Here is a 22,961-nt window from a genome sequence, read left to right as displayed (position 1 = left end):
TCCTTATCCTTTTACGGCGCCGGCAGTCAGACCGCTGACGATCTGGCGCTGGAAGAAGAGAATGAGAACGAAAAGCGGCACGATCGAAGAGACCACCGCGGCTACGGCATACATCACCCGGCCTTCTTCCTGCGTTGAGCCGAGGAAGGCGTTGATCTTGGGGATCATCGTCTGGTTCTCCTGGCTGAGCAGCATCGAGGTTACGGTGAAGTCGTTATACGCAAGCAAGAAGCTGAACAGTCCCGTCGTGACGACGCCCGGCCACATCACCGGAATGATGGCAAGCCGAAACGCCTGGAAACGGGTGCATCCGTCCACCATCGCGGCCTCGTCAAGGTCCTTGGGAATCGACAGGAAGAAACTGTGCAGCATCCACAGCGTGAAGGGCTGGTTGATCGCGACCAACACAATGATCGTCGTTGGCAGGTGACCCCAGATGTTCAACTGGAAGAACGGCAGCAGATAGCCTGATACCAGTGTAACATGGGGCATGGCCCGGAACACAAGCGCGGCCATCAGCAACCAGAAGGTATATTTGAACCCGGACCGCGCCAGTGCGTATCCGCCCAACGTGCCAAGGGTCAGCGAAATAAGCACGACAGAGATCGTGACGATTACCGTGTTGATGACGGCCCGCCAGAACTCTTCCTGAACCCAGGCGCCGTCATAGCCATCCAGCGTGAATGGCGAACCGAACTGTCGTTCGGTCACAGGTCCGGTAAGGGCGTTCATCCAGTCGGCGCGACTGAAAAAGTCACCTTCGACTTTGAAGCTGCCCCACATTGTCCAAAGAAACGGAAATGCGGCCAGAAAGACCCAGGCGCCGACGATACTCATCGACAGAACCCTAAGCGAAATCGGTTTGCGAGCGGCAGGATTTGACATGGGCGCTCTCCTCAGGCCTTGCGGTTGAATTCACGCCAGTTCCGGCGCAACACCGGAAGCAGCAGGATGACCACGCCGACAATCGTCAGCATCGAGGTGGCCGCTGCCGACCCGAACAGAGGCGATTCAGCGGCACGCAGATCGTTGTAGATGAGATAGCTGAGCGAGGTCGCGCTGGCCGCTGCCGAGAAGCCAATGATCGGCTCAAATACCCTGAAGTTATCCATCAACTGCATCAGCGCGATGAACGTCGCAAGCGGCATCAGGTAGGGGATGATTACAAAGCGGATACGCTCCCAGCGGTTTGCCCCGTCGACCATGGCACTTTCCATGGTGTCCTGCGGAACGGTCTGCAGCCCCGCGTAAAAGACCACAAAGGCAAAGGGGGCCGAGTGCCAGACGCCATAGACGAAAAGCGTGATCCACGTCAGCGTGGGCGAGGCTTTGAGCGATAGCGTTGGATTGTCGAAAACGACCTGCAGGGCGGCCCCGATAATACCCCGGCTGTCAATCATCCAGAACAGGACGAGCGACCCGACAAGCGGTGTCACCAACATCGGGATCAACGAGAAGAAAATCACCGGCCCCTTCAGCATTGACGGCACCGCATTCACCACCACGGCGATGATGAACCCCAGGATGATCACCAGCGGCGTCACAATGAACGTATAGGCCAAAGTGAATGCCAGAGCCTTGTAGAAGGGCAGGTTCATGATCCGGTTGCGGATTTCGTTCCAGTTTTCCGAGGTGGCGAAAATCTCGCCGATTTCATCCGTCGCAAGGTGGCTGGCGTTGGTATAGGTGCTCAGTCCGTTGAACCGGCCCGCCGGCTGTTCTGCGCGCAGCGTGGCCATCGCTTGCGCATCGACGGTCACCTCGTCCGAGCAGCCGAAGGGCCCGCAGTTTTCGGTGATGATCAGAACTTGTTCGTGTTCAACGAAAAGCGACTGATACCCTACCGAAAAAATTGGCAGCGCAATAAAGAGGACCATCGCGAGCAGCGAAGGCCATATGAAGGCAAGGAAGGTCTTATGGGGCATGGCCTAGGTCATCTCCTTGATCCGGTTGACGCGGGCGGGGTTCGATTGCGGCAAAGTGAAAGCGTCAAAGGCGCCGTGATCTGATGCCTGCTCGAAGGCAGAGCCGATCCGCAAAATCATCGCTTCGCCGTCATGGGGCCCGATGATCTGTAGACCCATTGGCAAACCCCGGACGAAGCCCATCGGGACCGACAATGCGGGATGGCCGGTCATGTTGAACGGCAAGGTGCACATCGGCGTCCATCTTGCCTGCCCGTTGGCAAACTCGCTGAAACGGGGGGCTGTCGTCAGGGTTGTTGGAGTCAGGAGCGCATCGCAGTCAACGAGCAGTGCATCAATCTGGGCCTTGAAAACCGCCGCTGCGCGTCTGGCGTTTGCGATATCTTCATCGGTCAGCACGGCACCGGCGGCCATGGATTGATAGGGCATCCGGCCCATCGGCCGGCCATCGCCTTTCAGGCGTTCGGCATGGGTCGCCAGCCCCTCTGCGTGGATCAGTATCGCACCGGCATCGGTCATCAGATCAAGAGGTGGCAGATCGCCGGTGATCACCGTCGCTCCTGCAAGGCTGAGGACCGAGGCAGCGGCATCCATCAGGTCCAGCGCGGCCGGGTCGGCATCGGGCGCCTGTGCCCAATTGCGTGCGCAAAGGATTCTGACCCCGTCCAGCCTGCCATCCTGCAATGCGGTCGGCGATGTGTCCGACAGCACCGCATGAAGCAACCCAGCTTCCGCCGCGGTGCGGGCCATGGCGCCGGGGGTATCAAACGTTGGCGCAAGCGGCAGCGCACCGGATTTCGGAATGGCCCCATTGGTTGGTTTCAGGCCAACCGTCCCGCAATAGGCGGCAGGGCTTCGCACGGACCCTCCGGTGTCGGAGCCCAGCGCCAGGCGGACCATGCCAGCTGCAATGGCGGCGGCGGCACCCGACGACGAGCCACCGGTGATATGATCGGGATTCCAGGGATTTCGCGGTTGCGGGTAGAGACCGTCCTCACCCGGACCGACAATGGCAAGCTCGTAGGTTGCAACCAGCCCGATCAGCACGGCACCGGCGGCGCGAAGGCGGGCAACAGCAGGCGCATCGGCTTCTGCCATCCGGTTCGCAAAACAGACAGAGCCATGGCGCACTGGCCAGCCTGCCACATCAAAAAGATCTTTGATCGCCACCGGAATGCCGTGAAGCGGTCCGTGGTCGATCCCTGAGGCGAGGGCAGCATCAGCAGCATCGGCGGCGGCAAGCGCAGCCTCGGCGTCGATAAAAACGAATGCCCCAATGCGGTCGTCCCGGGTCGCAATCCGATCAAGGTGCGCGGCAACAAGCGCGCGAGATGTCAGGGTCCCACGGCGCATTGCCAGGCCAGCCTCGGCGACCGACATGTCGGCTACGTGTGTCACGACGCGCCCCCGGTTGCGACGAACGCGGCAATCCTCTCGGCTGACCTGCGCAAGGCATTCGCGGTGTCTTCGATGGCTTTGATATCAGCGTCCTGAACGGGGTGGATGCCACGTGCGGCGAGCTGAGCAAGCAACGTATCGCGTTCCATTTTCCCTCCTTTCAGGCGGCGTACCCAGACCAAGCAATACCGGTGCACCCGAATGAACGGCCGCGCGGCAGGTCCGGTAGTGTCAGGTGGTGGGCGGGCCACACAGGCCCGCCCGAGTCAACGAGGCTTAGTTCAGAAAGCCAGCTTCGGTGGCAGCCGTCGTGTAGGCGGCTTCGATGTCGGCAAGTGCCTGTTCGGCGGATTCCTGACCTTGCAGGAATTCGGACAGGTTATCGCCCAGAGCGGTGTGCAGGATACCCATGTACGGCAGCATCGGATAGGGGCGCGCACCCTTGCTGATTCCGTCGATCACACCTGAGGAGGCGCGCGTCGGCTCGTAGCCGTCGATCAGCCAGACCGCCTTATCGAGGTTTTCTGCCATCATCTCCGGCGAGATGCCGCGCATCATGGCAATGAAAGAAGCCTCTGCATCTTCGTCCGAGATGTTCTTGGCGATGGTGAAACCATCCCACCACAGAGCAGCCGTCGGAATGTTCGAGTCGCCGATGCCCGGCGAAGCGGCGAATGCGGTTGCGGCCGCAATCTCGGGTGCCGGGCTGTCATCGGCGATGTAGGCGCCGGCACGCGACCCCCACGAGATCGACAGGACGGCCTCGTCGGCTTCCCAAATCGGCTTTTGCGAGTTGGAGTCGAATGTTGCCCAGTCGTTGCTCATGTAGTCGACCATGGTCTTCATGGTCTCAAGAACCGCAAGGCCGTCTTCGTTGTTGATGGCGAGCTTGGCCGAACCCGGCTCGAAGAAGTCGTTGCCGGTGCCCAAATAGGTGTTCACGAATTCCGCAGCCAGGTTCCAGCCCGGCATGAAGTTGGACGAAATCGGGGTTTCATAGCCCGCAGCCTTCAGAACTTCGGCAGCGGCGAACATTTCTTCGAATGTCTGTGGGACTTCGAGGCCATTCGCAGCCAGCACGTCTTCGCGGTAGAACAGGTGCTGCGAGTTCGCCATGAACGCAATTGCCATGATCTGACCGTTGACGCGGATAAGCTGGCTTTCCTGCAACTGTCCGCCATGTTCGGCGACAAGGTCGTCAAGCGGACGGATCAGGTCATCATTGAGCAGCGGCACGATGGAGTTTGTTGCGACAACAGCAACCGTGTAGGTGGCCGGATCGATCGACAGCGCGGGCACCTGGATATTCTTGTGCTCTTCGGTCTGGTTCTTCGTCACTTCGACGGTGTCGGACGCGCATTGTTCGGCCCATTCCGCAACGGCATGAAGAGCTGCAAAATCATTGGACAGGATGCGGACAGAACCGCTCTCAATGCCGCAATCGGCCCAAGCAGTGCCACCGGCGACAATCAGCGCTGTCGCAGCGACAGCGGATTTCAGTTGCATTTTCATTTATGAAGACTCCCATTGGACTATTCGTCATCTCGCCGTTTTGCGCGGCGCTCTTGATGCCGCGGCAGCACCACGACAAACCTAGAATCCTAGGCCCGAGTCAGAGGCTACGCAAAATTGAATGCGCTTGCAATAATTTTGTCGCATCGCATTCCACAAGACTTTTCGCGATGCGAGTCCCATGTGTCGTGCGCCAACTTGGACTGCACATCTTTGGAAAGAGCCCATAAAATCATGACTTTTGCGTCGGTAGGGCCTGTGGTGACACGGCGACGCGCCTGATCGAAGTGAATGAGTCAGGCAAAAGACGATGATTAAAGCACTTGCAATCGTTTGCACGATCTGCATTTTCTAGCCGGAACGAATTCATCCACGACGGAGGTAAGGATGGCGCGCGAGACACCAAACGAACAGGGCAATGGTAAGAAGGCGTCTGGCAAGGTGCTCCAGTCAGAGCGCCGCGATTTCTTAGATATGGTCCCCACAGATCGCGACCGTGTCCAACCTATGCGTGGCTTCGACCCGATCTACACCGACATCGTGGATTATATCGTCCGCTGCACCCACCGGATCTGGGACGAGCGCGATGTTGGGCTGATCTACACGCACTATACCCATAACTGCGTGGTCTATGGCGCGACCGGGACAATCTACAGCCGCGAGGAAGTCGTCCACGACACGATCAAGCGTATGTTCATGCTGCCCGAACGGCGTGGCATGGCCACCCAGGTGATCTGGAACGGCAACGAAGACGACGGGTTCTACACTTCACATCTGGTGACCGGTGCAGGTCGCCATTCCCAGCCCGGCATCTATGGCAAACCAACGGGCCGCACCTTCGTTGCCCGCACCATTGCGGACTGCATGATCTATGAAAACATGATCTACCGCGAATGGCTTGTGGTCGACAGCATGGCGCAGGTCAAACAGATTGGCCTTGACCCGCAAGCCTACGCCGAGAACCTTGCCAAACCCTATTTCGAGAAGGGTCTTCTGGCCGTCGACATGGGCGAGAACCGCCGCATGATCGGACAGTACCCGCCAGAAACCGAGTGCGACACGTCGATTGCCAACACACCGCTGGAAGAAAGCGTCCTGCGGTGGCTGCACGAAATCCACAACCGCCGTATGTTCGGCAAGATCCGTGATGTCTACGCGCCGACGGTTCAGTATCACGGACCGCTGATGAAAGAGCTTTACGGCCATGGGGCGGTTACGCATCAGACGGTCGGCCTTTATGCCACGATCCCTGACGGGTTCTATATGCCTCAGCACATCTGTTCCTGCCCCTGTGACGAGGGTGGCACCAAGGTTGCTGTGCGCTGGATCATCGAAGGGCACCACCTTGGTTGGGGTGTCTTCGAGGAACTGGGCGCACCGACAGGCAAACGCCTGCAGGTCATGGGCATGAGTCATTTCCACATCAAGGACGACAAAGTCGTGGACGAATGGACCTGCATTGACGAGATGTCCCTGCTGATGCAGATCAAACTCGCCCAGATGGCCGATAAGGGGAGCGTGGTTCTTACAGACGACGCATGATCTGACGCAGTCCCCACGGCCCCGGGCCATCATTGGCGTGGCGGCCAGCCACTTGGCGCATGGCGCACTTGCGAATGTCAGCCTGTCGCGGACCGCGTGTCTACTGAAGCGGCGCGATAATTCGACATACTGCACCTGATCGCGCGGGCCGGACGGAATCCGTTTGGCCCGCAGTCAGGTGCGTTTCTGATGCCGCGTGGTGCTTCTTGTGCGGGCCATTGGTGGCGGGTGCATCAGGTCCAAACCATTACCCTTGCAGAAGTTAATGCCGCTCAAGACGCGCCGTCAGCCTATTGGTTTGGCCAGAATAGTTCGGGCATGGATAACGCCGGTGTTCGAACCGTGGATCATGCCGTCATGCAGGAATCTACGGGCCCTGACCCTAGGGCTGGGCCCGAAATGCATGAAAGGGATTGCTGCGGTGGGACTGGCTTCGGAACTTTGCAGGGGCCACACCGTTCTCTTTCACGAAGGCTTCATAGAACGCCGAGAGGGATGCAAAGCCGCTGTCCAGTGCAACGGCCGAGATCTTTGCCTCCGTCTCGATCAAGAGCATCCGGGCATGTGACATCCGTGTACGGGTGAGGTGCTTCTTGATGCCGACGGTCATTATCTTGCGGAAAATCTGTCCCGCACGGGCAGGGGAAAGATTGGCAGCCGCGGCGATATCATCGACCGAAATCGGGATCGAGAAATTCTCCGAGATGAAGCTCAGCATATTTTCCACATGGCGCATCTCTTGTGACCGCGCCTTGAAGTCCACGTCGTTGCGCGGCGCGGCCAGCAAGGTTGTCCAACCCTCCAGCGCCAGCCGTCTGAGACGGGAGTCGAGTTCCGCAAGATGCATGCGCCGCCAAGAGGGATCGGACCGTTCCCTTTCGCGGTAGATCCGATCCATCAACAAGGCATCCATCGCATCTTGCCCCGTAGAGCAGATCACATCGCCTGACAGCACCGCCTTTACCATGTGCGACGGCAGCCCCCAGCGAACGAACTGACCCAACGACAGATAGATGTTTGTTATCCGCCCATCGCCTGACACGCGGGTCACAGTATGTGGTAATGCTCCCCAGAAGACGACGATCCTGTCGGGTCGAAGCTCTGCCGTCGCACCGGAAAAGGAGTAATCCATGCTGCAGCCCTGGAGATAGTTGATCTCGACGGAGGTGTGGTGGTGGAAGGGGGTATCGAACAGCGCGGGCTTGTGACGCTCGATCAGGAAGCTGTTCGCGAGTGGAACCCTCGTCAGATCGACGGAGTCGGAAAACGGGACGATATCGTCGATGGATTTGCGGCTGCGTTTCATATCTGAACGTCCGGAAGAAGCATGACCACTTTGGTCTGATGCGCCCGTGGCTAGCACAACCACTCGGACCATTGCACCAAAAACCGGAAAAATATCATCGGAAACCGGAAGCCGTAGAATGGCGAAAGTGTCAAGGTTTGATCGACTTGTTCCAAGCCTTGCCCCGGATCCCATTCCGGTCGGCTTGTCCGACGCAACACGCAACATCAAAAGAGTGCTCTCATGAACGGACCCAAGATTACCTTTATCGGCGCCGGCTCGACCGTGTTTATGACCAACATCATTGGGGATGTTCTTCAACGCGAGGCCCTGAAGGGCGCGCATATCGCCCTGATGGACATCAACCAACAGCGGCTGAGCGAGAGCGAGATCGTTCTGCAAAAGCTGGTGTCGTCGCTGGATGTGCCTGCCACCCATTCGCTGCACACCAATCAGCGCGAGGCGCTGGAGGGGGCGGATTTCGTCGTCGTGGCGTTCCAGATCGGGGGATACGAACCCTGCACCGTGACCGACTTCGAAATTCCGAAGGAATTCGGACTTCGCCAGACCATTGCCGACACGCTGGGCATCGGCGGTATCATGCGCGGTCTGCGCACCGTCCCGCATCTGTGGTCCATCTGCGAAGACATGATGGCGGTCTGCCCGGACGCGCTGATGCTGCAATATGTGAACCCGATGGCGATCAACACATGGGCGATTGCCGAGAAGTTCCCCAAGATCAAACAGGTGGGCCTGTGTCATTCGGTGCAGCATACGGCGGCGGAACTGGCCTCGGACCTGCAGATCCCGGTCTCGAAAATCCGCTACCTGTCGGCGGGGATCAACCACGTTGCCTATTTCCTTCGATTCGAAGAGATCATGGAGGACGGCAGCTATCGCGATCTCTATCCACGGCTTCAAAAGGGCTATGCCGATGGTATCTATCCGCGCCCCGAAAGCAGCTGGAACCCGCGCTGCCCGAACAAGGTCCGCTACGAGATGATGAAGCGGCTGGGCTATTTTGCGACCGAAAGTTCAGAGCATTTCGCGGAATACGTGCCTTGGTTCATCAAGTCTGGCCGCGAGGACCTTATCGAACGTTTCGGTATCCCGCTGGATGAATATCCCAAACGCTGTGTCGAACAGATCGCAAGCTGGCAGGACCGCCTTGAGGAGTTCAAGACCTCTGACAAGATCGAGGTGCCCAATTCGGTAGAATATGCGTCGGAGATCATGAATTCGGTCTGGACTGGCACGCCGAGCGTGATCTACGGCAACGTCGCGAACGCGGGCTATATCCCCGACCTGCCCAATGGTTGCGCGGTCGAAGTGCCCTGCCTTGTGGACCGCAACGGTATTCAGCCGACCCGTGTGGACAGCCTGCCGCCGCAGCTGACCGCAATCATGCGGTCCAACATCAACGTGCAGGAACTGACCGTTCAGGCGCTGCTGACAGAAAACCGCGAGCATATCTACCACGCCGCCATGATGGACCCCCATACAGGCGCCGAACTGGACCTCGACCAGATTTGGGCGCTGGTGGATGCCCTGATCGAGGCGCACGGCGACTGGTTGCCATCCTGGTTGTCCGGCGCGCCCAAGATGAGGGTGGCATGATCCTGTAACCGCCACGGCATCCGGGCCGGATCGGCGGCAATCGTCATCGAAACGGCCCCAGAGGTCCGCCGCATGGCGGGACAGCCCGCCGCAGCCGAACATCGCGCAAAACGTTGCTTGTGTTGGCGCAGCGTCCGACCAAAGTCCGTGGCATTGCTTTGCAGGATCGCTACTGTCGCCCCATGACAGGCGCCACCAAGATAGCTGCCGGATGGGGCAGGCTGACACTGCCAGTGCAATTTGTGCTGGCCGGGACGGTGGTTATGACCGTTACGGCAACGATTGTCGGACTTTGGGTGTCCTCGCGGGTTGAACAGGGGGTCGTGCAAAGCAGTGCATCCGCCGCGGCCGATTATGTGGAAACCTTCGTCGCGCCCTTGGCAGACGAATTTGGCACGGCGCAGCCGCTGTCGCGTCCGGCGCAGCAGGCGCTGGCCGAATTGTTTTCAAGCCCCGCCGCGGCCGAAAACGTCGTGTCCTACAAGATCTGGCGGGCCGGCGGCGAGGTCATCATGGCGTCGGACCCGGACATCGTGGGACAGGTGTTCGAGGAGTCCGACGATCTGAAACTGGCCTGGACCGGAACGGTCGCCGCCTCATACGAAGATCACGGGGATGACGAGGACGCGCGCGAGGCAGCCTTGGGTATTCCGTTGCTTGAGGTCTATTCGCCGGTTCATGCCTACTTTACCGGCGAGGTGGTCGCGGTAGTCGAATTCTACCAGAACGGCACGGTGCTGGCCGCCGACCTTGCCGAGGCGCGATTGCGCAGTTGGCTGGTGGTGGGCTCGGCCTTTCTGGCAAGTGGACTGGCCCTGTTCGGGATCGTCGTGGCCGGCGGGCGGACAATCGACCGTCAGCGGCGCATGTTGGAAACGCAACTGGCGGAAACCAAGCGGATTTCGGCGCAGAACGCCGCGCTGCGGATGCGGGTCGTCTCGGCATCGTCACGCGCGGTGGCACAGACCGAACGCTGGGTCCGGCAGATCGGCGGGGATCTGCATGACGGCCCGGCCCAACATCTTGCTCTGGCCTCGCTGCGGCTGGATTCGCTGCTGAACGATGACCAGAAATCCGGCGCGGACGCGCAGGCCGTGCGCGGCGCCCTGGAAGCCTCGATGCAGGAATTGCGGGCGATTTCACGGGGGCTCGCGCTTCCTGATCTTGACCAGATCGATCTTGCCACGGTCATCGAACGCGCTGTGCAGGAACATCGCAAACGGACCGGAACAGAGGTTGACCTGACGGGCCGCCCGCCGGTCAACGATGGGTTCGATTATGCGCGCAAGCTTTGCGTCTATCGGTTCTTGCAGGAAACCCTGTCGAATGCGGCACGCCATTCGGGAAGCGCGCGGGTCAAGGTGCATGTCAGAAGCGACCAGTCGGCCGTACATGTTGCAGTGCAGGATGACGGGGCAGGGTTTGACAAAGAGGGTGCCATGACGCTGCGGCAGGATGGCGGGCAGGGCCTGATGGGGCTGATTGACCGCGCCGAAAGCATTGGTGGGGCCGTAACCGTTGAAAGCAACCGGGGGGCAGGGACAACCGTAACCCTCACCCTTCAAAGCGAGGAAACGTCATGACACTTCGCGTCATTCTGGCGGACGATCACCCGATCTTTCGCGATGGACTTGTCGCCAGTATCGAGGAGACAGGCGAATTCGAGGTAGTCGGTGTCGGAGAGACAGCGGAGGACGCAATCCGGCTGGCAAAGGAGATGCAGCCGGATGTCGCGCTGCTTGACCTGTCCATGCCGGGGGGCGGGATTCAGGCCGCACGGGCCATCCGTGCCGCCGGAACGGCCGCACAGGTTGCTATGCTGACCGTGTCCGAGGACGACAGTGACGTGATGGCAGCGCTGAATGCCGGGGTCACCGGCTATGTCCTGAAGGGCGTGTCGGCGGAAGAGCTGCGCCGCGTCCTGAAACGCATTGCAAAGGGCGAGGCGCATATCACGCCGTCGCTGGCCGCGCAGGTGCTGAAACTGATGCAGGCCGCCAAGGTCGCGGAACCGAACCCGATCGACACCCTGTCCAAACGCGAAGAGGATATTCTGCGCCGTGTCGCCAAGGGCATGTCGAACCGGGAAATTGCCGAAGGTCTTTCGCTTCAGGAAAAGACGGTCAAACACTACATGACCGAGATCCTGTCGAAGCTGCACGCGCGCAATAGGGTCGAGGCCGCAATTATCGCGCATGAGGCCTGGCGGGATCAGGATTGATTATTGACCGGCCAGCGCGCGCAGCCTGTCGAGATCGGCCTGACCGGCCGGTCGGGCCAGGATCGCGGCCCCGAAACTGTCGACCATTCGGTATTGCCCATTCTCCACAACCTCGGTCCAGCCGTTTGAATACTCGACGCTGACATAATTGCGGCCAAGGACGATCCGCACCGGATGCGCCGGCGGCGCACTTGTGGGCGCTTGGCTGCGGTGGCCGGCTGCCAGCGTTCGTATCCTGACGATATCGGCGCCGCTGGCGCGGTGTGTTTGGAGGGTCATCCCGCTTGGGCTGATCCGCGAATAGACCCCATTGATGATCTGTTCGCGGCTGCCGTCCGTGAAATGCACGATGATGCCGTTGGACAGCACCTCAACTCTCAGAACGTCGTCGGACCCATTTTGGGTCGTTGTGCCGTCGGTGTTTGGGTTCGGACTCGTCGGCGCGGCATCGTCGTCGTCAATATCGTCCTCGTCTTCGCGGTCGTCGTCGCCCCCCCGGCCCCTGCCTCGGCCACGGCCCCGTCCGCTGTCGTCGTCATCTTCCTCGTCGTCGATCTCATCCTTGGAATGCTGGACGCCCCCCTTTGCAGGCGTCGCGGCTTGGGCCGTCATGGAAAAGAACGACGGACCGCCGGGGCCAGCAACCATGCCAAACGGAGCGGCGGCAAGGAGCAGCCCCAGCGCCAGGTGGCGCATCCAGTTTGCGGTTTTAAGGAAGTTGGCGCGTTGAGGGGTCATTAATCAATCCTAACGGATTCGCGGGCCGATCGCACCGGACCTTGGTCCGACGATCGGCCCGCGCCCTGTCCGCCGGGGGAATGGGGAAGGGTCCCGGCGGGCTGTGCCCGGGAGGGTGTCAATCCCGGGCACGATTGGATCAGATGCTGCACTCGGGATGTTCGAGCAGGTCTTCGGGATCGTCGCAGCCCGACCCGCCGGGGATGCGCGGACGATCACGGCCCGAACCGGACTCGTCCTCGACCTCGCCACCACCGCCGTTGTCGTCGCCGCCTTCCGCGGTTCCGTCCCCGGTCACGAGGCACTCGGGATGTTCCAACATATCCTCGGGATCATCACAGCCCGACCCGCCCGGAATACGCGGACGGTCGCGGCCCGAGGACGAGTCATCGTCGCCGCCACGGCCCCGGCCACGACCCCGGCCGGAGTCATCGTCGTCGCGATCCCGGTCGCGGCCACGGACACCGGTGCCGGACCGGCCTTGGCGGACTTCGATCAGCATGTCGCCACCATCGAGCGAGGCAGTGACGCCGGGCATCGCGACGCTGGCCGCCTGCGCGGGCAGGGTCAGGCAAAAGGACGACAGGGACAGGGCGACGGCGGAAATGGCTGTCATTGCGGGTTTGGTGAAGGTCATCAGATAACTCCTTGTTCTATTTGATGACACGAACCTGTCTGATCCGGACGAGTCGCACGACGGAGGAAGGGCGGCCCAAGATCAGGCCGTTTGGCAGGCCAGCCTCAGACCATGGTCCGAGGTGTGCGTCCAAAATTGCCGCCGTATCGGTCAGAGCGTGCTATTTGCAGGTTCAGTGGTCGTGGCGACAGGGGCCAACGCATCCGCGTCGTCCTGCCAATTCGCAACACCCGGGCGGCATCCAGCCCGGTCGGGGCCACTTGCCTTGCCGAGCGCCAGATATGATGCCAGAGATCGCTTAGACCATCCTCAGTTCGGCTCATACCACGATGACACAGACTATATTTGTCCTGAACGGCCCCAACCTGAACCTTCTGGGCAAACGCCAGCCCGAAGTTTACGGGAACGATACGCTTGACGATGTCGCGCGGTCCTGCACCACGTTGGCCGGGGAATTGGAGGTGCACGTCGATTTTCGGCAGTCGAACCACGAAGGCCAGATTGTCGACTGGATTCACGAAGGGCGTGACAAGGCCGCCGGGATCATCATCAACCCCGCTGCACTGACCCATTATTCCATCGCCGTTCTGGATGCGCTGAACGCCTATGACGGCCCGGTGATCGAGGTGCACATCAGCCAGGTCCACAAGCGTGAAGAATTCCGCCACAAATCCTTTGTCAGCCTGCGGGCCGACGCGGTGATGGCGGGTTTTGGCGTGCATGGCTACGAGCTGGCCCTGCGCCATATGGCGCGGCTTCTGGGCTAGGGCGCGACCGACACCGCCTTCAACACCGCAAAGACCTGTTGACCTTCGTGTAGGCCAAGCGTCTGCACCGACCGGCGCGTGACCCGCGACAGGATCAGGTTTGGCCCCGCCGCCAGTTGCACGATGGCCCCCGGGCCGGTGCCAATGCGGATGTCGCGGACCGTCACGGGCAGCACGTTCAGGGCCGATATGCCCCTTGGGCGTTCGGTGGCGATCATCACGTCCTGTGCTTCGATATGGACACGCACGGCTGCCCCCAGCGGGCGGTCGATCCGTGGCAACAGGATCTTTTGTTCGCCCGCGTCCAACTCGGTCAGCCCATCATCGTGCTGGGCGTGGATCGTGGCCGACAGGACCGCACCCGCCGCCCGCGCGCCCATCGGCGTCACGCCGGGATCGCCCAGAACCTCTGCCGCCGGGCCAATCCGTGTGACCCGGCCTTTTTCGATGGCGACCACGGTTGTGGCCAGCCGCGCCACCTCGGCCGGGGAATGGCTGACATAAAGGATCGGAACCGTCGCCGCATCCCGCAGCCGTTCGAAATAGGGCAGGATCTCTGCCTTGCGGGCCTCGTCCAACGCGGCCAGCGGCTCGTCGGCCAAGAGGATATCGGGGCCAGACAGCAGTGCGCGACCAATGGCGACGCGCTGCGCCTCGCCCCCTGACAGCGCGCCGGGGCGCCGATCCAGCAGCGGGCCGATGCCCAACATCTCGACCACATCGTCAAATCCCGGTCCCGTTGCGGGCTTCGGTGCGAACCAGCGGCCATAGGTCAGGTTTTGCCGGACGGTCAGGTGCGGGAACAGGCGCCCGTCTTGAAACACATAGCCCACGCGGCGCCGGTGCGGCGGCAGGCACAGCCCCGCGCCACGGTCGACCAGCGCCCGACCCGCCACCGATATCCGCCCCGCGTCGGGCCGCAACAGCCCGGCAACGGCGTTCACCACGGTCGATTTCCCGGCCCCCGACGGGCCGAACAGAACCGTCAGGCCGGGCGGGGCATCAAAGCTGACATCAAGGTCGAAACCACCCGCCTTGTGCTGGATAGACACAGAGATTGTCATCGGCCACCCACCCGCGCGGCAATCCGGCGTGACAGAACCTCGGACCCGATCAGCGCCGCCATGGCCACCACCACCGCGACAATGACCAGCCGCAATGCCGAGGATTCGCCGCCCGGCACCTGAAGGAAAGCATAGATGGCCGAAGGCAGGGTCTGGGTCTGGCCGGGGATATTCGACACGAAGGTGATCGTAGCGCCAAATTCACCCATCGCCTTGGCGAAGGCCAGAATACTGCCGGCAAGGATACCCGGCAGGATCAGGGGCAGGGTGACCGTGGCAAAGACCCAAGGGCGCGAGGCCCCCAAGGTGCCCGCTGCCTGCTCCAGTTTCGGGTCCACCGCCTCGATCGACAGGCGGATCGCCCGGACCATCAGGGGAAAGGCCATGATCCCGGCAGCCAGTGCCGCCCCGGTCCACCGGAAGGCGAAACTGATACCGATTGCCTGCAACGCGCCGCCGACCGGCCCCTGTGTGCCAAAGGTCAGCAAGAGCAGATAGCCCGTGACCACCGGCGGCAGGATCAGCGGCAGGTGGACGATCCCGTTCAAGAGGGTCTTGCCGGGGAAGGACCAGCGCGCCAGCGCCTGGGCCGCAAGCACCGCCAGCGGAAGCGACCAGAGCGTCGCCCAGGAGGCCACTTTCAGCGACAGGGCGACCGCCTGCCATTCCTCGGGTCCGAGCCAGCCGGTCATCGGGACGCCTCTGGCCGGGTGAAGCCCTGTTGGGCAAAGATCGCCCCGGCCTCTGGCCCGGCGAGATAGGACAGAACCACGTCGGCGGCCCCGGTTGTCAGGGCGGCGATGGGGTAGGTGATCGGCGGATGGCTGTCTTCGGGAAAGGTGCCAAGAACCGTCACAGAGGGGTCGGCCACTGCATCGGTGGCATAGGTCACGCCAAACCGCGCCTCGCCCCGCGCGACGAGGGCAAGTGCGGCGCGGACGTTGTCGGTCTGGACCACCTGCGCGGCGATCTCGTCCCATAGTCCAAGGTCTTGCAGGGCGTTCTTGCCGTAGATGCCGGCCGGAACCGCATCGACAAAGGCCATTGCAATCCGCTCGGACCCCAGCAGCGACCGGACCGCCGCGGCGTCCGCCATATCCACCGTCGCCCCCGGCCCATGCCCGATCAGGACAATACGGTTGCCCAGCAGATCGGTCCGCGTGTCGTTCCGGATCAGGCCCCGTTCAGACAGGTCGTCCATCCAGTCGGGGTTGGCCGAGATGAAAATATCGGCGGGCGCGCCATAGGCGATCTGCCGGGCCAGCGCCGAGGTGCCCGCGTAGACAAGGATCAGGTCGTGGCCCGTTGCCGCCTCTGCTCCCGGTTCGATGGCATCCAGCGCGGTCTTCAGGCTGGCCGCCGCAAAAATCGTCACCCGGTCGGCCTGCGCCGGGACGGGCAGGGTCAGAAGGCAGGAGAACAGGACAGCGGCGCGCAACATGGCGCGACTATCCGTCAAGGCCGGGGGCAGAGGCAAGCACCCTATTGGCGCAGGCAGGCGGCCATGTCACTGGCCAGCCGATCAAGGAAAGCCGGGTAAAAACCGGGGCCTGCGGGAATGTCGCTGCCCAGCGGGTCCAGAACCCCGATCTGCGCGCCGGTGCCTTCGATGGCGGTTTCCAGAAGATCGGTATTGAACTGCGGTTCGGCGAAAGCGCACACCACGCCGGTGTCGATGACCGTGTCCCGAACCTCGGCCAGACGCGCCGCCGATGGCGCGCTGGCGTCGGGCAGGGCAAGGGCCGCGACAGGGGCAAGGCCAACCGGACCTTCGAAATACTGATAGGCATCATGGAACACGAGGTATGGGCGATCCGTCAGCGGGGCGAGCGCCGCGCGCGCCCCGGTCAGGGCCGCCGCGATTTCCGCCCGGCCCGCATCGGCATTCGCCCGGTAAGTGGCTGCATTGTCCGGGTCGATCCGCGAAAGCTCTGCCGCGATCACATCCAGCCACAGGGCGGCGTTGTCGGGGGTAAGCCACAGGTGCGGGTCTTCGCCGGCGTGGTCGTGCCCGTCATGGTCTTCGTCGTGGTCCTCGTGATCGCCATGGTCATCCTCTTCCGCGATCTCGCGGAAGGGCAGTCGGACGGTCCCCGCGACCTGCGACAGTTCGACGATCGCTGCGGCCCCGGCCAGCTGCGCGACCGGTTCTTCCAGCCAGGGGGTCAGCCCGTGGCCGACCCAGAACACTACATCGGCCCGTTCCAGTGCGGCGGCCTCGGACGGGCGCAGCGCATAGCTGTGGGGGCTGGACCCTGCGCGGATCAGCACGTCAGGGGCGCCAACGCCGTCCATCACCCGCGCGGCAAGCCCCTGAACCGGCCCGATATCGGCCACGACATTCGGAACATCGGCTAGGGCAGGGGCGGCAGACAGGGCGAGGGCAAGGGACAGGGTGCGCATGGGTCTCTCGGTGTTATGATATAACAGTTGCGCCCGATATAGATGTTACGTTATTTCATCGCAACCCGGAAACGCAGAGATCGCCCATGGATACGCTTGCCTTTGATCGCCACGACCACCGCAGCTGCATCGCCGCAGGGGTCGCGCAGGCCGAGGCGCAATGCGCATCCGCGGGCCTGCAATTCACGCCTGTGCGGCGCCGCGTGCTTGAGATTCTTCTGGCCGGGCATCGCGCGATGGGGGCCTATGATATCCTTGAGGTGCTTCGGGAAGAGGGGCTTGGCTCGCAGCCGCCCGTCGCCTACCGGGCGCTGGATTTCCTCGTCTCGAACGGGTTCGCCCATAAGATCGAGCGGCTGAACGCCTTTGTCGCCTGTTCCCATATGACCGAGGATCACGCCCCGGCCTTCCTGATCTGCCGCGCCTGCGGGTCGGTGGCAGAGGCCGAGATTCGACTGGAACGTGGCCGTCTGGGCGAGGCGGCGGCGCAGGCCGGGTTCACCATCGAACGCACCGTGGTCGAGGCCGAGGGGCTGTGCCCCAACTGCGCCGAAGGAAGAGGCGCATGAGCCTGATTGAAACCCGGGGTCTTGGGGTCCGCTTTGGCGGTCATACCGTCCTGTCGCATGTGGATTTTGCAATTGACCGGGGCGAGATCGTGACCATCGTCGGGCCGAACGGGTCGGGCAAATCCACGCTTCTACGGGCGATCATCGGGGCGGTCAGCCCGACCTCGGGGCAGGTGATCGCCGCGCCGGGGCTGAAGGTGGGCTATGTCCCGCAAAAGCTGCACATCGACCCGACCCTGCCGCTGACGGTCGAACGGTTCCTGAACCTGCCGCGCCGGGTGAGCCGGGACGCCGCCCGCGACGCGCTGCGCCACGCCGGGCTGGACGCACGGCTGTCACACCAGATGGCGGACCTGTCGGGCGGGCAGTTCCAGCGCGTCCTGCTGGCGCGGGCGCTTCTGACCAACCCGGACCTTCTGATCCTGGACGAGGCAACTCAGGGGCTGGACCAGCCCGGATCGGCCGCCTTCTACCGGCAGATCGAAACCGTCCGGCAGGACATCGGCTGCGCCGTCCTGATGGTCAGTCATGAATTGCATGTGGTTATGGCCGCGTCCGACCGGGTGATCTGCCTGAACGGCCATATCTGCTGCGAAGGGGCGCCGGAACACGTGGCCCAGGCGGAAGAATACCGCGCCCTCTTTGGCTCCGGCACCGGCGGGGCGCTGGCGCTCTATCGGCACGACCATGATCATGGGCATGACCACGACCACCATCATCACCACGATCATCACGGGGCGGCGGAATGACGTTTTTGGACAGTTTCCTGATCCGCGCGGCGCTTGCCGGTGTCGGGGTGGCACTGGCGGCGGCCCCGCTGGGGTGTCTGATCGTTTGGCGGCGGATGGCCTATTTCGGGGATGCGACCGCCCATGCCTCGATCCTCGGGGTCGCGCTGGCGCTGGCACTGAATACATCGGTCTTCGGCGGCGCATTGGTGGTGGCGCTTTTGATGGCGGCGACGGTGTCGACCCTGTCCGGGCGCGGCTATGCGATGGATACGCTTTTGGGGGTCATGGCCCATTCGGCGCTGGCCATCGGGCTGGTCGCTGTATCGTTTCTTCAAGGGGTGCGGATCGACCTGATGGCCTATTTGTTCGGCGATATCCTTGCGGTGGGGCGGGTCGACCTTGTGGTGATCTGGGGCGGGGTTGCGGTGGTTCTGGGGCTGCTGTGGTGGCGCTGGTCAGCGATCCTGACCGCCACGCTGTCACCCGATCTGGCCTATGCCGCCGGGATCGACCCGAAGCGGGAACAACTGGCGCTGACCGTTGCGCTAGCGCTGGTCGTGGCGGTCGCCATCAAGGTTGTCGGCGTGCTGCTGATCGCCGCGCTTCTGCTGATCCCGGCTGCCGCGGCCCGGCCCTTTGCCGCGACGCCCGAACGGATGGCGCTGATCGCGGCGGGCATCGGGGCAGGGTCGGCGCTGGCCGGGCTGCAACTGTCCTACCTGTTCGACACGCCCACCGGGCCGACCATTGTTTGCGTTGCGGCGGCTGTCTTCCTGATGGCGTCGATCGTGACCATGGGGCGGCGCGGCTAGGCGCGGGATACCGCAGCCCGGACCCGTGGCAAAACATCGTCCATAAAGGCCCGTGCCTGTTCGGCATCGGGCGCTTCGATCAACACCCGCAGTTCCGGCGCGTTGCCCGAGGGGCGCAGATGCAGCACCCGCCCGTCGTCCAGATGCATTCGCAGCCCGTCTGTCAGATCCAGCCACGCCCCTGACAGCGCAGGCAGGAATGCCGCCCGCGCGGCGCTGTCCCCGGTCAATGAAGCGATCCACCGGGCGGATTGGTCGGTCGGGATGTCGGGCAGGCGGTCGGTGGCCGTGACACGCAGCCGATGCGCGGCGACAAGGGCCGACAGGGGCGCACCCTGTAGGCGGGCTTGCCACAGCGGGATCAGGATCGGCAGCACCGCGTCCCGCGTGGGCAAGGCGGCCAAAACGCCGCCCTCAGGTCCAGTCCAGTCAAACCCCAGCAGGAACCCGCCATTGGCCTCATACCCGACCACCTGGCCACCGGCCTGCTGCATTCCGTCTATGACGTAGGGGGACCCGATCCGAGTGCGGATCACCCTTGTGGCCAGAACAAGCGCCTCGAGGCTGCTGTTCGACGACACTGGCGTCACCACCGTGTCGGCCCCAAGTGCGGCCACGCAGATCTGGCCAAGGATGTCCCCCGGCACGATCTGCCCCGCCGCGTCGGCCACAAACGGCCGGTCGCTGTCCCCATCGGTCGACACCAGCGCATCAAGGGCGTGGTCGGCACACAAATCAGGCAGGCGGGCACGCAATGCGGGATCGACCGCTTCGGTATCGACGGGGATGAATTTGTCGGAGGGGTCGATCACGACCACAGCGGCACCAAGATCGGTCAGGATATCGGCAAGGACATCGCGGCCCACTGCTGAATGGGCATAAAGGCCGATCCGCGCACCGTGCAGGATGGGGCCAAACCCGTTCACATATCTGGCGCGATAGGCCATCGTTGCCGCATCGTTGGGTGCAATCTGCGCGACACGCTGACCCGCCGGTTGCCCAAGGGCCGCGAGAATGGCGGCCTCGTCCCGCTTCGTTATCTCGCCTGCGGGGGTGTAGAATTTCAGCCCGTTGCGGTCCGCGGGGATATGGCTGCCGGTCACCATGATCGCGCTTTGGCCCTGGCCCATCGCCCATTGGGCCAGCGCGGGGGTGGGCAGGGCACCGCAATCGGTGACGGGCAATCCCGTTGCCGCCGCAGCCCGCGCCACAATAGCGGCGATATCGGGGGAGGAGGGGCGCAGGTCCCGCCCGATGCACAGGCCGGTCCCGGCGTCGCAGGCGGCAAGGAAGGCGCGGGTATAGTCGGCAACCAGTTCCGGGGTCAGCTCTGTCACCAGCCCGCGCAGCCCGCTTGTGCCAAACTTGGGCGGCACCCTATTGGCCCCCGGTCCTGCGGGCGTAGGCGTCTTCGTAGCGGATGATGTCATCCTCGCCCAGATAGGCGCCGGTCTGCACCTCGATCAGGGTCATCGGCAGCTTGCCGGGATTTTCCAGCCGGTGAACCGCGCCCAGCGGGATATAGACGCTTTCGTTCTCCGACAGCAGGCGGCAATCGTCGCCCACGGTCACCTTGGCGGTGCCCTGCACCACGATCCAGTGTTCGGCCCGGTGCACGTGGCTTTGCAGCGACAGGGCCGCGCCCGGCTTCACCACGATCCGTTTGACCTGAAACCGGTCGGCCAAGACCAGCGTTTCGAAATGGCCCCATGGGCGATGGTCGATCGTGAAACAGGTCGCGGCCTTCACCTCCTTGGCTTTTAGGGCGGCGACGGCCTCTTTCACCTCCTGTGCGCGGGATTTCTCGGCCACAAGAACCGCGTCGCGCATGGCGACCGCCACGATGTTGTCCAGGCCGATCCCGACAAGGGCCGGGCCGCCGTCTTCGCTGCGCAACAGGCTGTCGCGGCAATCCAGCGCCGTCACATCGCCCAGCGTGGCCAGCCCGGCATCGTCCTGTTCGGCAAGGTCGTGCACCGCCTGCCAGCCGCCCAGATCGGACCAAAGCCCGGCATAGGGCACCACCGTCAGATTGCCCGCCTTTTCCATAACCGCGTAATCGACAGAGGCATTGGGCAACTCGGCCCAGGGGCCGGGGGCAAGGCGGAAGAAATCAAGGTCTTCGCGCCCTTCATTCAGTGCGGCCCGCACTGGTCCCACGATCTCGGGCGCGTGGGCGTCGAAGGCGTCCAGAAGGGTCCGGACGGAGGAAAGGAAGATGCCGGCGTTCCACAGATGCCGCCCCCCGGCCAGCATCTGTTCGGCGCGGGCCGCATCCGGTTTTTCGACAAAGCGGTCAAGGGGCAGGGGGGCGCCTGATCCGTCCGGCGGGCTGGCCAGTTCCAGATAGCCAAAGCCGGTTTCGGCCCGCGTGGGGGCAATCCCGAAGGTGACGATCCGCCCGTTCAGTGCCGGGGCGATTCCGGCCTGAACGGCGGCCCGGAAGGCGTCGGTGTCGGGGATATGGTGATCTGACGGCGCAATCAGCAACAGGACATCGGCGTCGCTGTCGGCCACCCGCAGGGCGGCGGACAGGATCGCGGGGGCGGTATTGCGCCCTTCGGGTTCGATCAGCACATCGGCGGGGGCAATCCCCACCTCCTGCAATTGTTCGCCCACGACAAAGCGAAAATCGGCGTTGGTCAGGATCAGGGGGGCCGCAAAATCGACGCCATTTTGCCCCGACAGCCGCAGCGCGGTTTCCTGAAACAGCGACTTGTCCGATGTCATGGCCGCGAATTGCTTGGGTCGGCTTTGCCGGGACATGGGCCAAAGCCGCGTGCCCGACCCGCCGCACAGAATGACCGGGACAACCTGTGTCATCGCTATTCCCCCGCCAACCCGCCGAGATAGGCGCCGTATCCGTTTTTGCCGAACCGTGCGGCCCGTGCGGTCAGGTCCTCGCGGCTGATCCAGCCCATGTCGAAGGCGACCTCGTCGGGGCTTCCGGTTTGCAGCCCCTGCCGGTCCTGCAGCGTCCGCACGAAGTTTCCCGCGTCCAGCAGGCTCGCGTGCGTCCCGGTGTCGAGCCAGGCATAGCCGCGCCCCATCCGCTGCACATCCAGCGCCCCCTCCGCCAGGTAGCTTTCCAGAAGCGTCGTGATCTCCAGCTCGCCCCGGGCCGAGGGCCGGACCCGTGCCGCCCGTTCCGGCGCCGTTCCGTCGAGGAAATAGAGCCCGGTGACCGCGTAATTCGACGGCGGCACGGCGGGTTTTTCGATGATCGAGGTCACCGTCCCGGCGCCGTCGAAGGCTACCACGCCATAGCGTTCCGGGTCCGCCACGCGGTAGCCGAAAACCGTCGCCGCGGCGGCGCTCTGGTCGGCGGCGGCAAGGATCTTGGGCAACCCGTGGCCGAAAAAGATGTTATCCCCCAAGACCATGGCCGAGGGCGCGCCATCCAGAAACGCCGCCGCGAGAAGGTAAGCCTGGGCCAGCCCGTCGGGCGAGGGCTGCTCGATATAGGTCAGCGAAATGCCCCATTGGCTGCCATCCCCAAGGGTGCGGCGGAACTGGTCCTGATCCTGCGGCGTGGTGATCACCGCGATGTCGCGAATGCCCGCCAGCATCAGCACCGAGAGCGGGTAATAGACCATCGGCTTGTCATAAATCGGCAGAAGCTGCTTCGACACGCCTTGGGTGATCGGATACAACCGCGTGCCCGACCCGCCAGCAAGGATGATGCCCTTGCGGCGCGTGGAATGGGGACGAATGGGCGTCATTTGTTAACCATGTACTGC

The 22,961-nt window shown here is 63.0% G+C and carries 23 protein-coding genes; 8 read left to right on the top strand and 15 right to left on the bottom strand.

Annotated elements, in window-relative coordinates; translation table 11 throughout:
• Positions 1-3: 3 nt before the first annotated feature.
• The 5 genes from EU803_RS07495 to EU803_RS07480 form a co-directional block, all read right to left on the bottom strand.
• A complete protein-coding gene (locus EU803_RS07495; protein ID WP_129681318.1) occupies positions 4-885 on the bottom strand; it encodes a carbohydrate ABC transporter permease in 882 nt (293 codons plus the stop codon).
• Between the two features lie 11 nt (positions 886-896).
• Complete coding sequence (locus EU803_RS07490) at positions 897-1,925, bottom strand: sugar ABC transporter permease (protein WP_129681316.1); 1,029 nt, start codon at positions 1,923-1,925, stop codon at positions 897-899.
• Between the two features lie 3 nt (positions 1,926-1,928).
• The gene (locus tag EU803_RS07485) at positions 1,929-3,323 is read right to left on the bottom strand and encodes an amidase (RefSeq protein ID WP_242494306.1); all 1,395 of its coding nucleotides are present in this window, start codon (positions 3,321-3,323) and stop codon (positions 1,929-1,931) included.
• Positions 3,320-3,472, bottom strand: a complete 153-nt coding sequence (locus EU803_RS18560) for a hypothetical protein (protein WP_165352795.1) — start codon at positions 3,470-3,472, stop codon at positions 3,320-3,322. Before EU803_RS18560 ends, EU803_RS07485 begins: the two co-directional genes overlap by 4 nt.
• Positions 3,473-3,599: 127 nt before the next feature.
• Complete coding sequence (locus EU803_RS07480) at positions 3,600-4,835, bottom strand: extracellular solute-binding protein (RefSeq protein ID WP_347400080.1); 1,236 nt, start codon at positions 4,833-4,835, stop codon at positions 3,600-3,602.
• Positions 4,836-5,222: 387 nt separating this feature from the next.
• Between EU803_RS07480 and EU803_RS07475 the strand changes: the two genes are divergently transcribed.
• Positions 5,223-6,377 carry an ester cyclase gene (locus EU803_RS07475; RefSeq protein WP_129681314.1) on the top strand — a complete coding sequence of 385 codons (1,155 nt, stop codon included), beginning with the start codon at positions 5,223-5,225 and terminating at the stop codon, positions 6,375-6,377.
• 382 nt (positions 6,378-6,759) lie between these two features.
• Here EU803_RS07475 and EU803_RS07470 read toward each other — a convergent pair whose 3' ends face one another.
• Complete coding sequence (locus EU803_RS07470; RefSeq protein WP_165352794.1) at positions 6,760-7,683, bottom strand: helix-turn-helix domain-containing protein; 924 nt, start codon at positions 7,681-7,683, stop codon at positions 6,760-6,762.
• A gap of 222 nt (positions 7,684-7,905) precedes the next feature.
• Here EU803_RS07470 and EU803_RS07465 point away from each other — a divergent pair, with 222 nt between their 5' ends.
• The 3 genes from EU803_RS07465 (at position 7,906) to EU803_RS07455 (ending at position 11,500) form a co-directional block, all read left to right on the top strand.
• Positions 7,906-9,279, top strand: coding sequence for an alpha-glucosidase/alpha-galactosidase (locus EU803_RS07465; protein ID WP_129681311.1), 1,374 nt, complete (start codon positions 7,906-7,908; stop codon positions 9,277-9,279).
• A gap of 263 nt (positions 9,280-9,542) precedes the next feature.
• A complete protein-coding gene (locus EU803_RS07460) occupies positions 9,543-10,862 on the top strand; it encodes a sensor histidine kinase (RefSeq protein ID WP_165352793.1) in 1,320 nt (439 codons plus the stop codon).
• Positions 10,859-11,500 (top strand): response regulator transcription factor, encoded by a 642-nt coding sequence (locus EU803_RS07455; protein ID WP_129681307.1) that lies wholly within the window; start codon positions 10,859-10,861, stop codon positions 11,498-11,500. The genes EU803_RS07460 and EU803_RS07455 overlap by 4 nt, the downstream gene beginning before the upstream one ends.
• On the opposite strand, the gene EU803_RS07450 is transcribed toward EU803_RS07455, so the two are convergent.
• Together EU803_RS07450 and EU803_RS07445 are read right to left on the bottom strand one after the other, a co-directional pair.
• Positions 11,501-12,238, bottom strand: a complete 738-nt coding sequence (locus tag EU803_RS07450) for a hypothetical protein (protein WP_129681305.1) — start codon at positions 12,236-12,238, stop codon at positions 11,501-11,503.
• 139 nt (positions 12,239-12,377) lie between these two features.
• Entirely contained in the window at positions 12,378-12,875 is a 498-nt protein-coding gene (locus EU803_RS07445) for a hypothetical protein (RefSeq protein ID WP_129681303.1), read from the bottom strand.
• Positions 12,876-13,204: 329 nt separating this feature from the next.
• Between EU803_RS07445 and aroQ the strand changes: the two genes are divergently transcribed.
• Positions 13,205-13,642, top strand: coding sequence for a type II 3-dehydroquinate dehydratase (aroQ, locus tag EU803_RS07440; RefSeq protein ID WP_129681301.1), 438 nt, complete (start codon positions 13,205-13,207; stop codon positions 13,640-13,642).
• Here the strand turns inward: aroQ and modC are convergent.
• From modC to EU803_RS07420, 4 genes are read right to left on the bottom strand one after another with little or no spacing between them, the layout of a single operon-like run.
• Positions 13,639-14,706 (bottom strand): molybdenum ABC transporter ATP-binding protein, encoded by a 1,068-nt coding sequence (gene modC, locus EU803_RS07435; protein ID WP_129681299.1) that lies wholly within the window; start codon positions 14,704-14,706, stop codon positions 13,639-13,641. The genes aroQ and modC overlap by 4 nt on opposite strands.
• On the bottom strand, positions 14,703-15,398 hold the full coding sequence (gene modB / locus EU803_RS07430; RefSeq protein WP_129681297.1) for a molybdate ABC transporter permease subunit: 696 nt from the start codon (positions 15,396-15,398) through the stop codon (positions 14,703-14,705). The genes modC and modB overlap by 4 nt, the downstream gene beginning before the upstream one ends.
• Complete coding sequence (gene modA / locus EU803_RS07425; protein ID WP_129681295.1) at positions 15,395-16,147, bottom strand: molybdate ABC transporter substrate-binding protein; 753 nt, start codon at positions 16,145-16,147, stop codon at positions 15,395-15,397. The genes modB and modA overlap by 4 nt, the downstream gene beginning before the upstream one ends.
• A 41-nt stretch (positions 16,148-16,188) precedes the next feature.
• On the bottom strand, positions 16,189-17,109 hold the full coding sequence (locus EU803_RS07420; RefSeq protein WP_129681293.1) for a zinc ABC transporter substrate-binding protein: 921 nt from the start codon (positions 17,107-17,109) through the stop codon (positions 16,189-16,191).
• A gap of 86 nt (positions 17,110-17,195) precedes the next feature.
• On the opposite strand from EU803_RS07420, the gene EU803_RS07415 reads away from it, so the two are divergent.
• The 3 genes from EU803_RS07415 to EU803_RS07405 are packed head-to-tail and all read left to right on the top strand — an operon-like array spanning position 17,196 to position 19,221.
• The gene (locus tag EU803_RS07415) at positions 17,196-17,678 is read left to right on the top strand and encodes a transcriptional repressor (protein WP_129681292.1); all 483 of its coding nucleotides are present in this window, start codon (positions 17,196-17,198) and stop codon (positions 17,676-17,678) included.
• The gene (locus tag EU803_RS07410) at positions 17,675-18,427 is read left to right on the top strand and encodes a metal ABC transporter ATP-binding protein (RefSeq protein WP_129681290.1); all 753 of its coding nucleotides are present in this window, start codon (positions 17,675-17,677) and stop codon (positions 18,425-18,427) included. Before EU803_RS07415 ends, EU803_RS07410 begins: the two co-directional genes overlap by 4 nt.
• Positions 18,424-19,221, top strand: coding sequence for a metal ABC transporter permease (locus tag EU803_RS07405; protein WP_129681288.1), 798 nt, complete (start codon positions 18,424-18,426; stop codon positions 19,219-19,221). Before EU803_RS07410 ends, EU803_RS07405 begins: the two co-directional genes overlap by 4 nt.
• Here the strand turns inward: EU803_RS07405 and EU803_RS07400 are convergent.
• Genes EU803_RS07400 through rfbA form a run of 3 tightly spaced genes read right to left on the bottom strand, consistent with a single transcriptional unit; the run spans position 19,218 to position 22,943 of the window.
• Positions 19,218-20,597: a phosphomannomutase gene (locus EU803_RS07400; RefSeq protein WP_129681287.1), complete on the bottom strand. Its 1,380-nt coding sequence runs from the start codon at positions 20,595-20,597 to the stop codon at positions 19,218-19,220. The two genes, EU803_RS07405 and EU803_RS07400, sit on opposite strands and share 4 nt — an antisense overlap.
• A gap of 1 nt (position 20,598) precedes the next feature.
• Positions 20,599-22,044 (bottom strand): mannose-1-phosphate guanylyltransferase/mannose-6-phosphate isomerase, encoded by a 1,446-nt coding sequence (locus EU803_RS07395; RefSeq protein WP_129681285.1) that lies wholly within the window; start codon positions 22,042-22,044, stop codon positions 20,599-20,601.
• A gap of 2 nt (positions 22,045-22,046) precedes the next feature.
• Complete coding sequence (gene rfbA, locus EU803_RS07390; protein WP_129681283.1) at positions 22,047-22,943, bottom strand: glucose-1-phosphate thymidylyltransferase RfbA; 897 nt, start codon at positions 22,941-22,943, stop codon at positions 22,047-22,049.
• Positions 22,944-22,961 lie beyond the last annotated feature (18 nt).

The sequence above is a fragment of the Loktanella sp. IMCC34160 genome, from assembly GCF_004145845.1.
Classification (GTDB): domain Bacteria; phylum Pseudomonadota; class Alphaproteobacteria; order Rhodobacterales; family Rhodobacteraceae; genus SELP01.
The sequence above is the reverse complement of the archived record's forward strand: the minus strand, read 5'-3'. Positions and strand labels throughout refer to the sequence as shown.

Excerpts from the sequence above, each read along its gene's own strand:
- EU803_RS07495 (WP_129681318.1), bottom strand. The coding sequence starts at position 885 with ATGTCAAATCCTGCCGCTCGCAAACCGATTTCGCTTAGGGTTCTGTCG.
- EU803_RS07490 (WP_129681316.1), bottom strand. The coding sequence starts at position 1,925 with ATGCCCCATAAGACCTTCCTTGCCTTCATATGGCCTTCGCTGCTCGCG.
- EU803_RS18560 (WP_165352795.1), bottom strand. The coding sequence starts at position 3,472 with ATGGAACGCGATACGTTGCTTGCTCAGCTCGCCGCACGTGGCATCCAC.
- EU803_RS07480 (WP_347400080.1), bottom strand. The coding sequence starts at position 4,835 with ATGAAAATGCAACTGAAATCCGCTGTCGCTGCGACAGCGCTGATTGTC.
- EU803_RS07475 (WP_129681314.1), top strand. The coding sequence starts at position 5,223 with ATGGCGCGCGAGACACCAAACGAACAGGGCAATGGTAAGAAGGCGTCT.
- EU803_RS07470 (WP_165352794.1), bottom strand. The coding sequence starts at position 7,683 with ATGAAACGCAGCCGCAAATCCATCGACGATATCGTCCCGTTTTCCGAC.
- EU803_RS07465 (WP_129681311.1), top strand. The coding sequence starts at position 7,906 with ATGAACGGACCCAAGATTACCTTTATCGGCGCCGGCTCGACCGTGTTT.
- EU803_RS07460 (WP_165352793.1), top strand. The coding sequence starts at position 9,543 with ATGACCGTTACGGCAACGATTGTCGGACTTTGGGTGTCCTCGCGGGTT.
- EU803_RS07455 (WP_129681307.1), top strand. The coding sequence starts at position 10,859 with ATGACACTTCGCGTCATTCTGGCGGACGATCACCCGATCTTTCGCGAT.
- EU803_RS07450 (WP_129681305.1), bottom strand. The coding sequence starts at position 12,238 with ATGACCCCTCAACGCGCCAACTTCCTTAAAACCGCAAACTGGATGCGC.
- EU803_RS07445 (WP_129681303.1), bottom strand. The coding sequence starts at position 12,875 with ATGACCTTCACCAAACCCGCAATGACAGCCATTTCCGCCGTCGCCCTG.
- aroQ (WP_129681301.1), top strand. The coding sequence starts at position 13,205 with ATGACACAGACTATATTTGTCCTGAACGGCCCCAACCTGAACCTTCTG.
- modC (WP_129681299.1), bottom strand. The coding sequence starts at position 14,706 with ATGACAATCTCTGTGTCTATCCAGCACAAGGCGGGTGGTTTCGACCTT.
- modB (WP_129681297.1), bottom strand. The coding sequence starts at position 15,398 with ATGACCGGCTGGCTCGGACCCGAGGAATGGCAGGCGGTCGCCCTGTCG.
- modA (WP_129681295.1), bottom strand. The coding sequence starts at position 16,147 with ATGTTGCGCGCCGCTGTCCTGTTCTCCTGCCTTCTGACCCTGCCCGTC.
- EU803_RS07420 (WP_129681293.1), bottom strand. The coding sequence starts at position 17,109 with ATGCGCACCCTGTCCCTTGCCCTCGCCCTGTCTGCCGCCCCTGCCCTA.
- EU803_RS07415 (WP_129681292.1), top strand. The coding sequence starts at position 17,196 with ATGGATACGCTTGCCTTTGATCGCCACGACCACCGCAGCTGCATCGCC.
- EU803_RS07410 (WP_129681290.1), top strand. The coding sequence starts at position 17,675 with ATGAGCCTGATTGAAACCCGGGGTCTTGGGGTCCGCTTTGGCGGTCAT.
- EU803_RS07405 (WP_129681288.1), top strand. The coding sequence starts at position 18,424 with ATGACGTTTTTGGACAGTTTCCTGATCCGCGCGGCGCTTGCCGGTGTC.
- EU803_RS07395 (WP_129681285.1), bottom strand. The coding sequence starts at position 22,044 with ATGACACAGGTTGTCCCGGTCATTCTGTGCGGCGGGTCGGGCACGCGG.
- rfbA (WP_129681283.1), bottom strand. The coding sequence starts at position 22,943 with ATGACGCCCATTCGTCCCCATTCCACGCGCCGCAAGGGCATCATCCTT.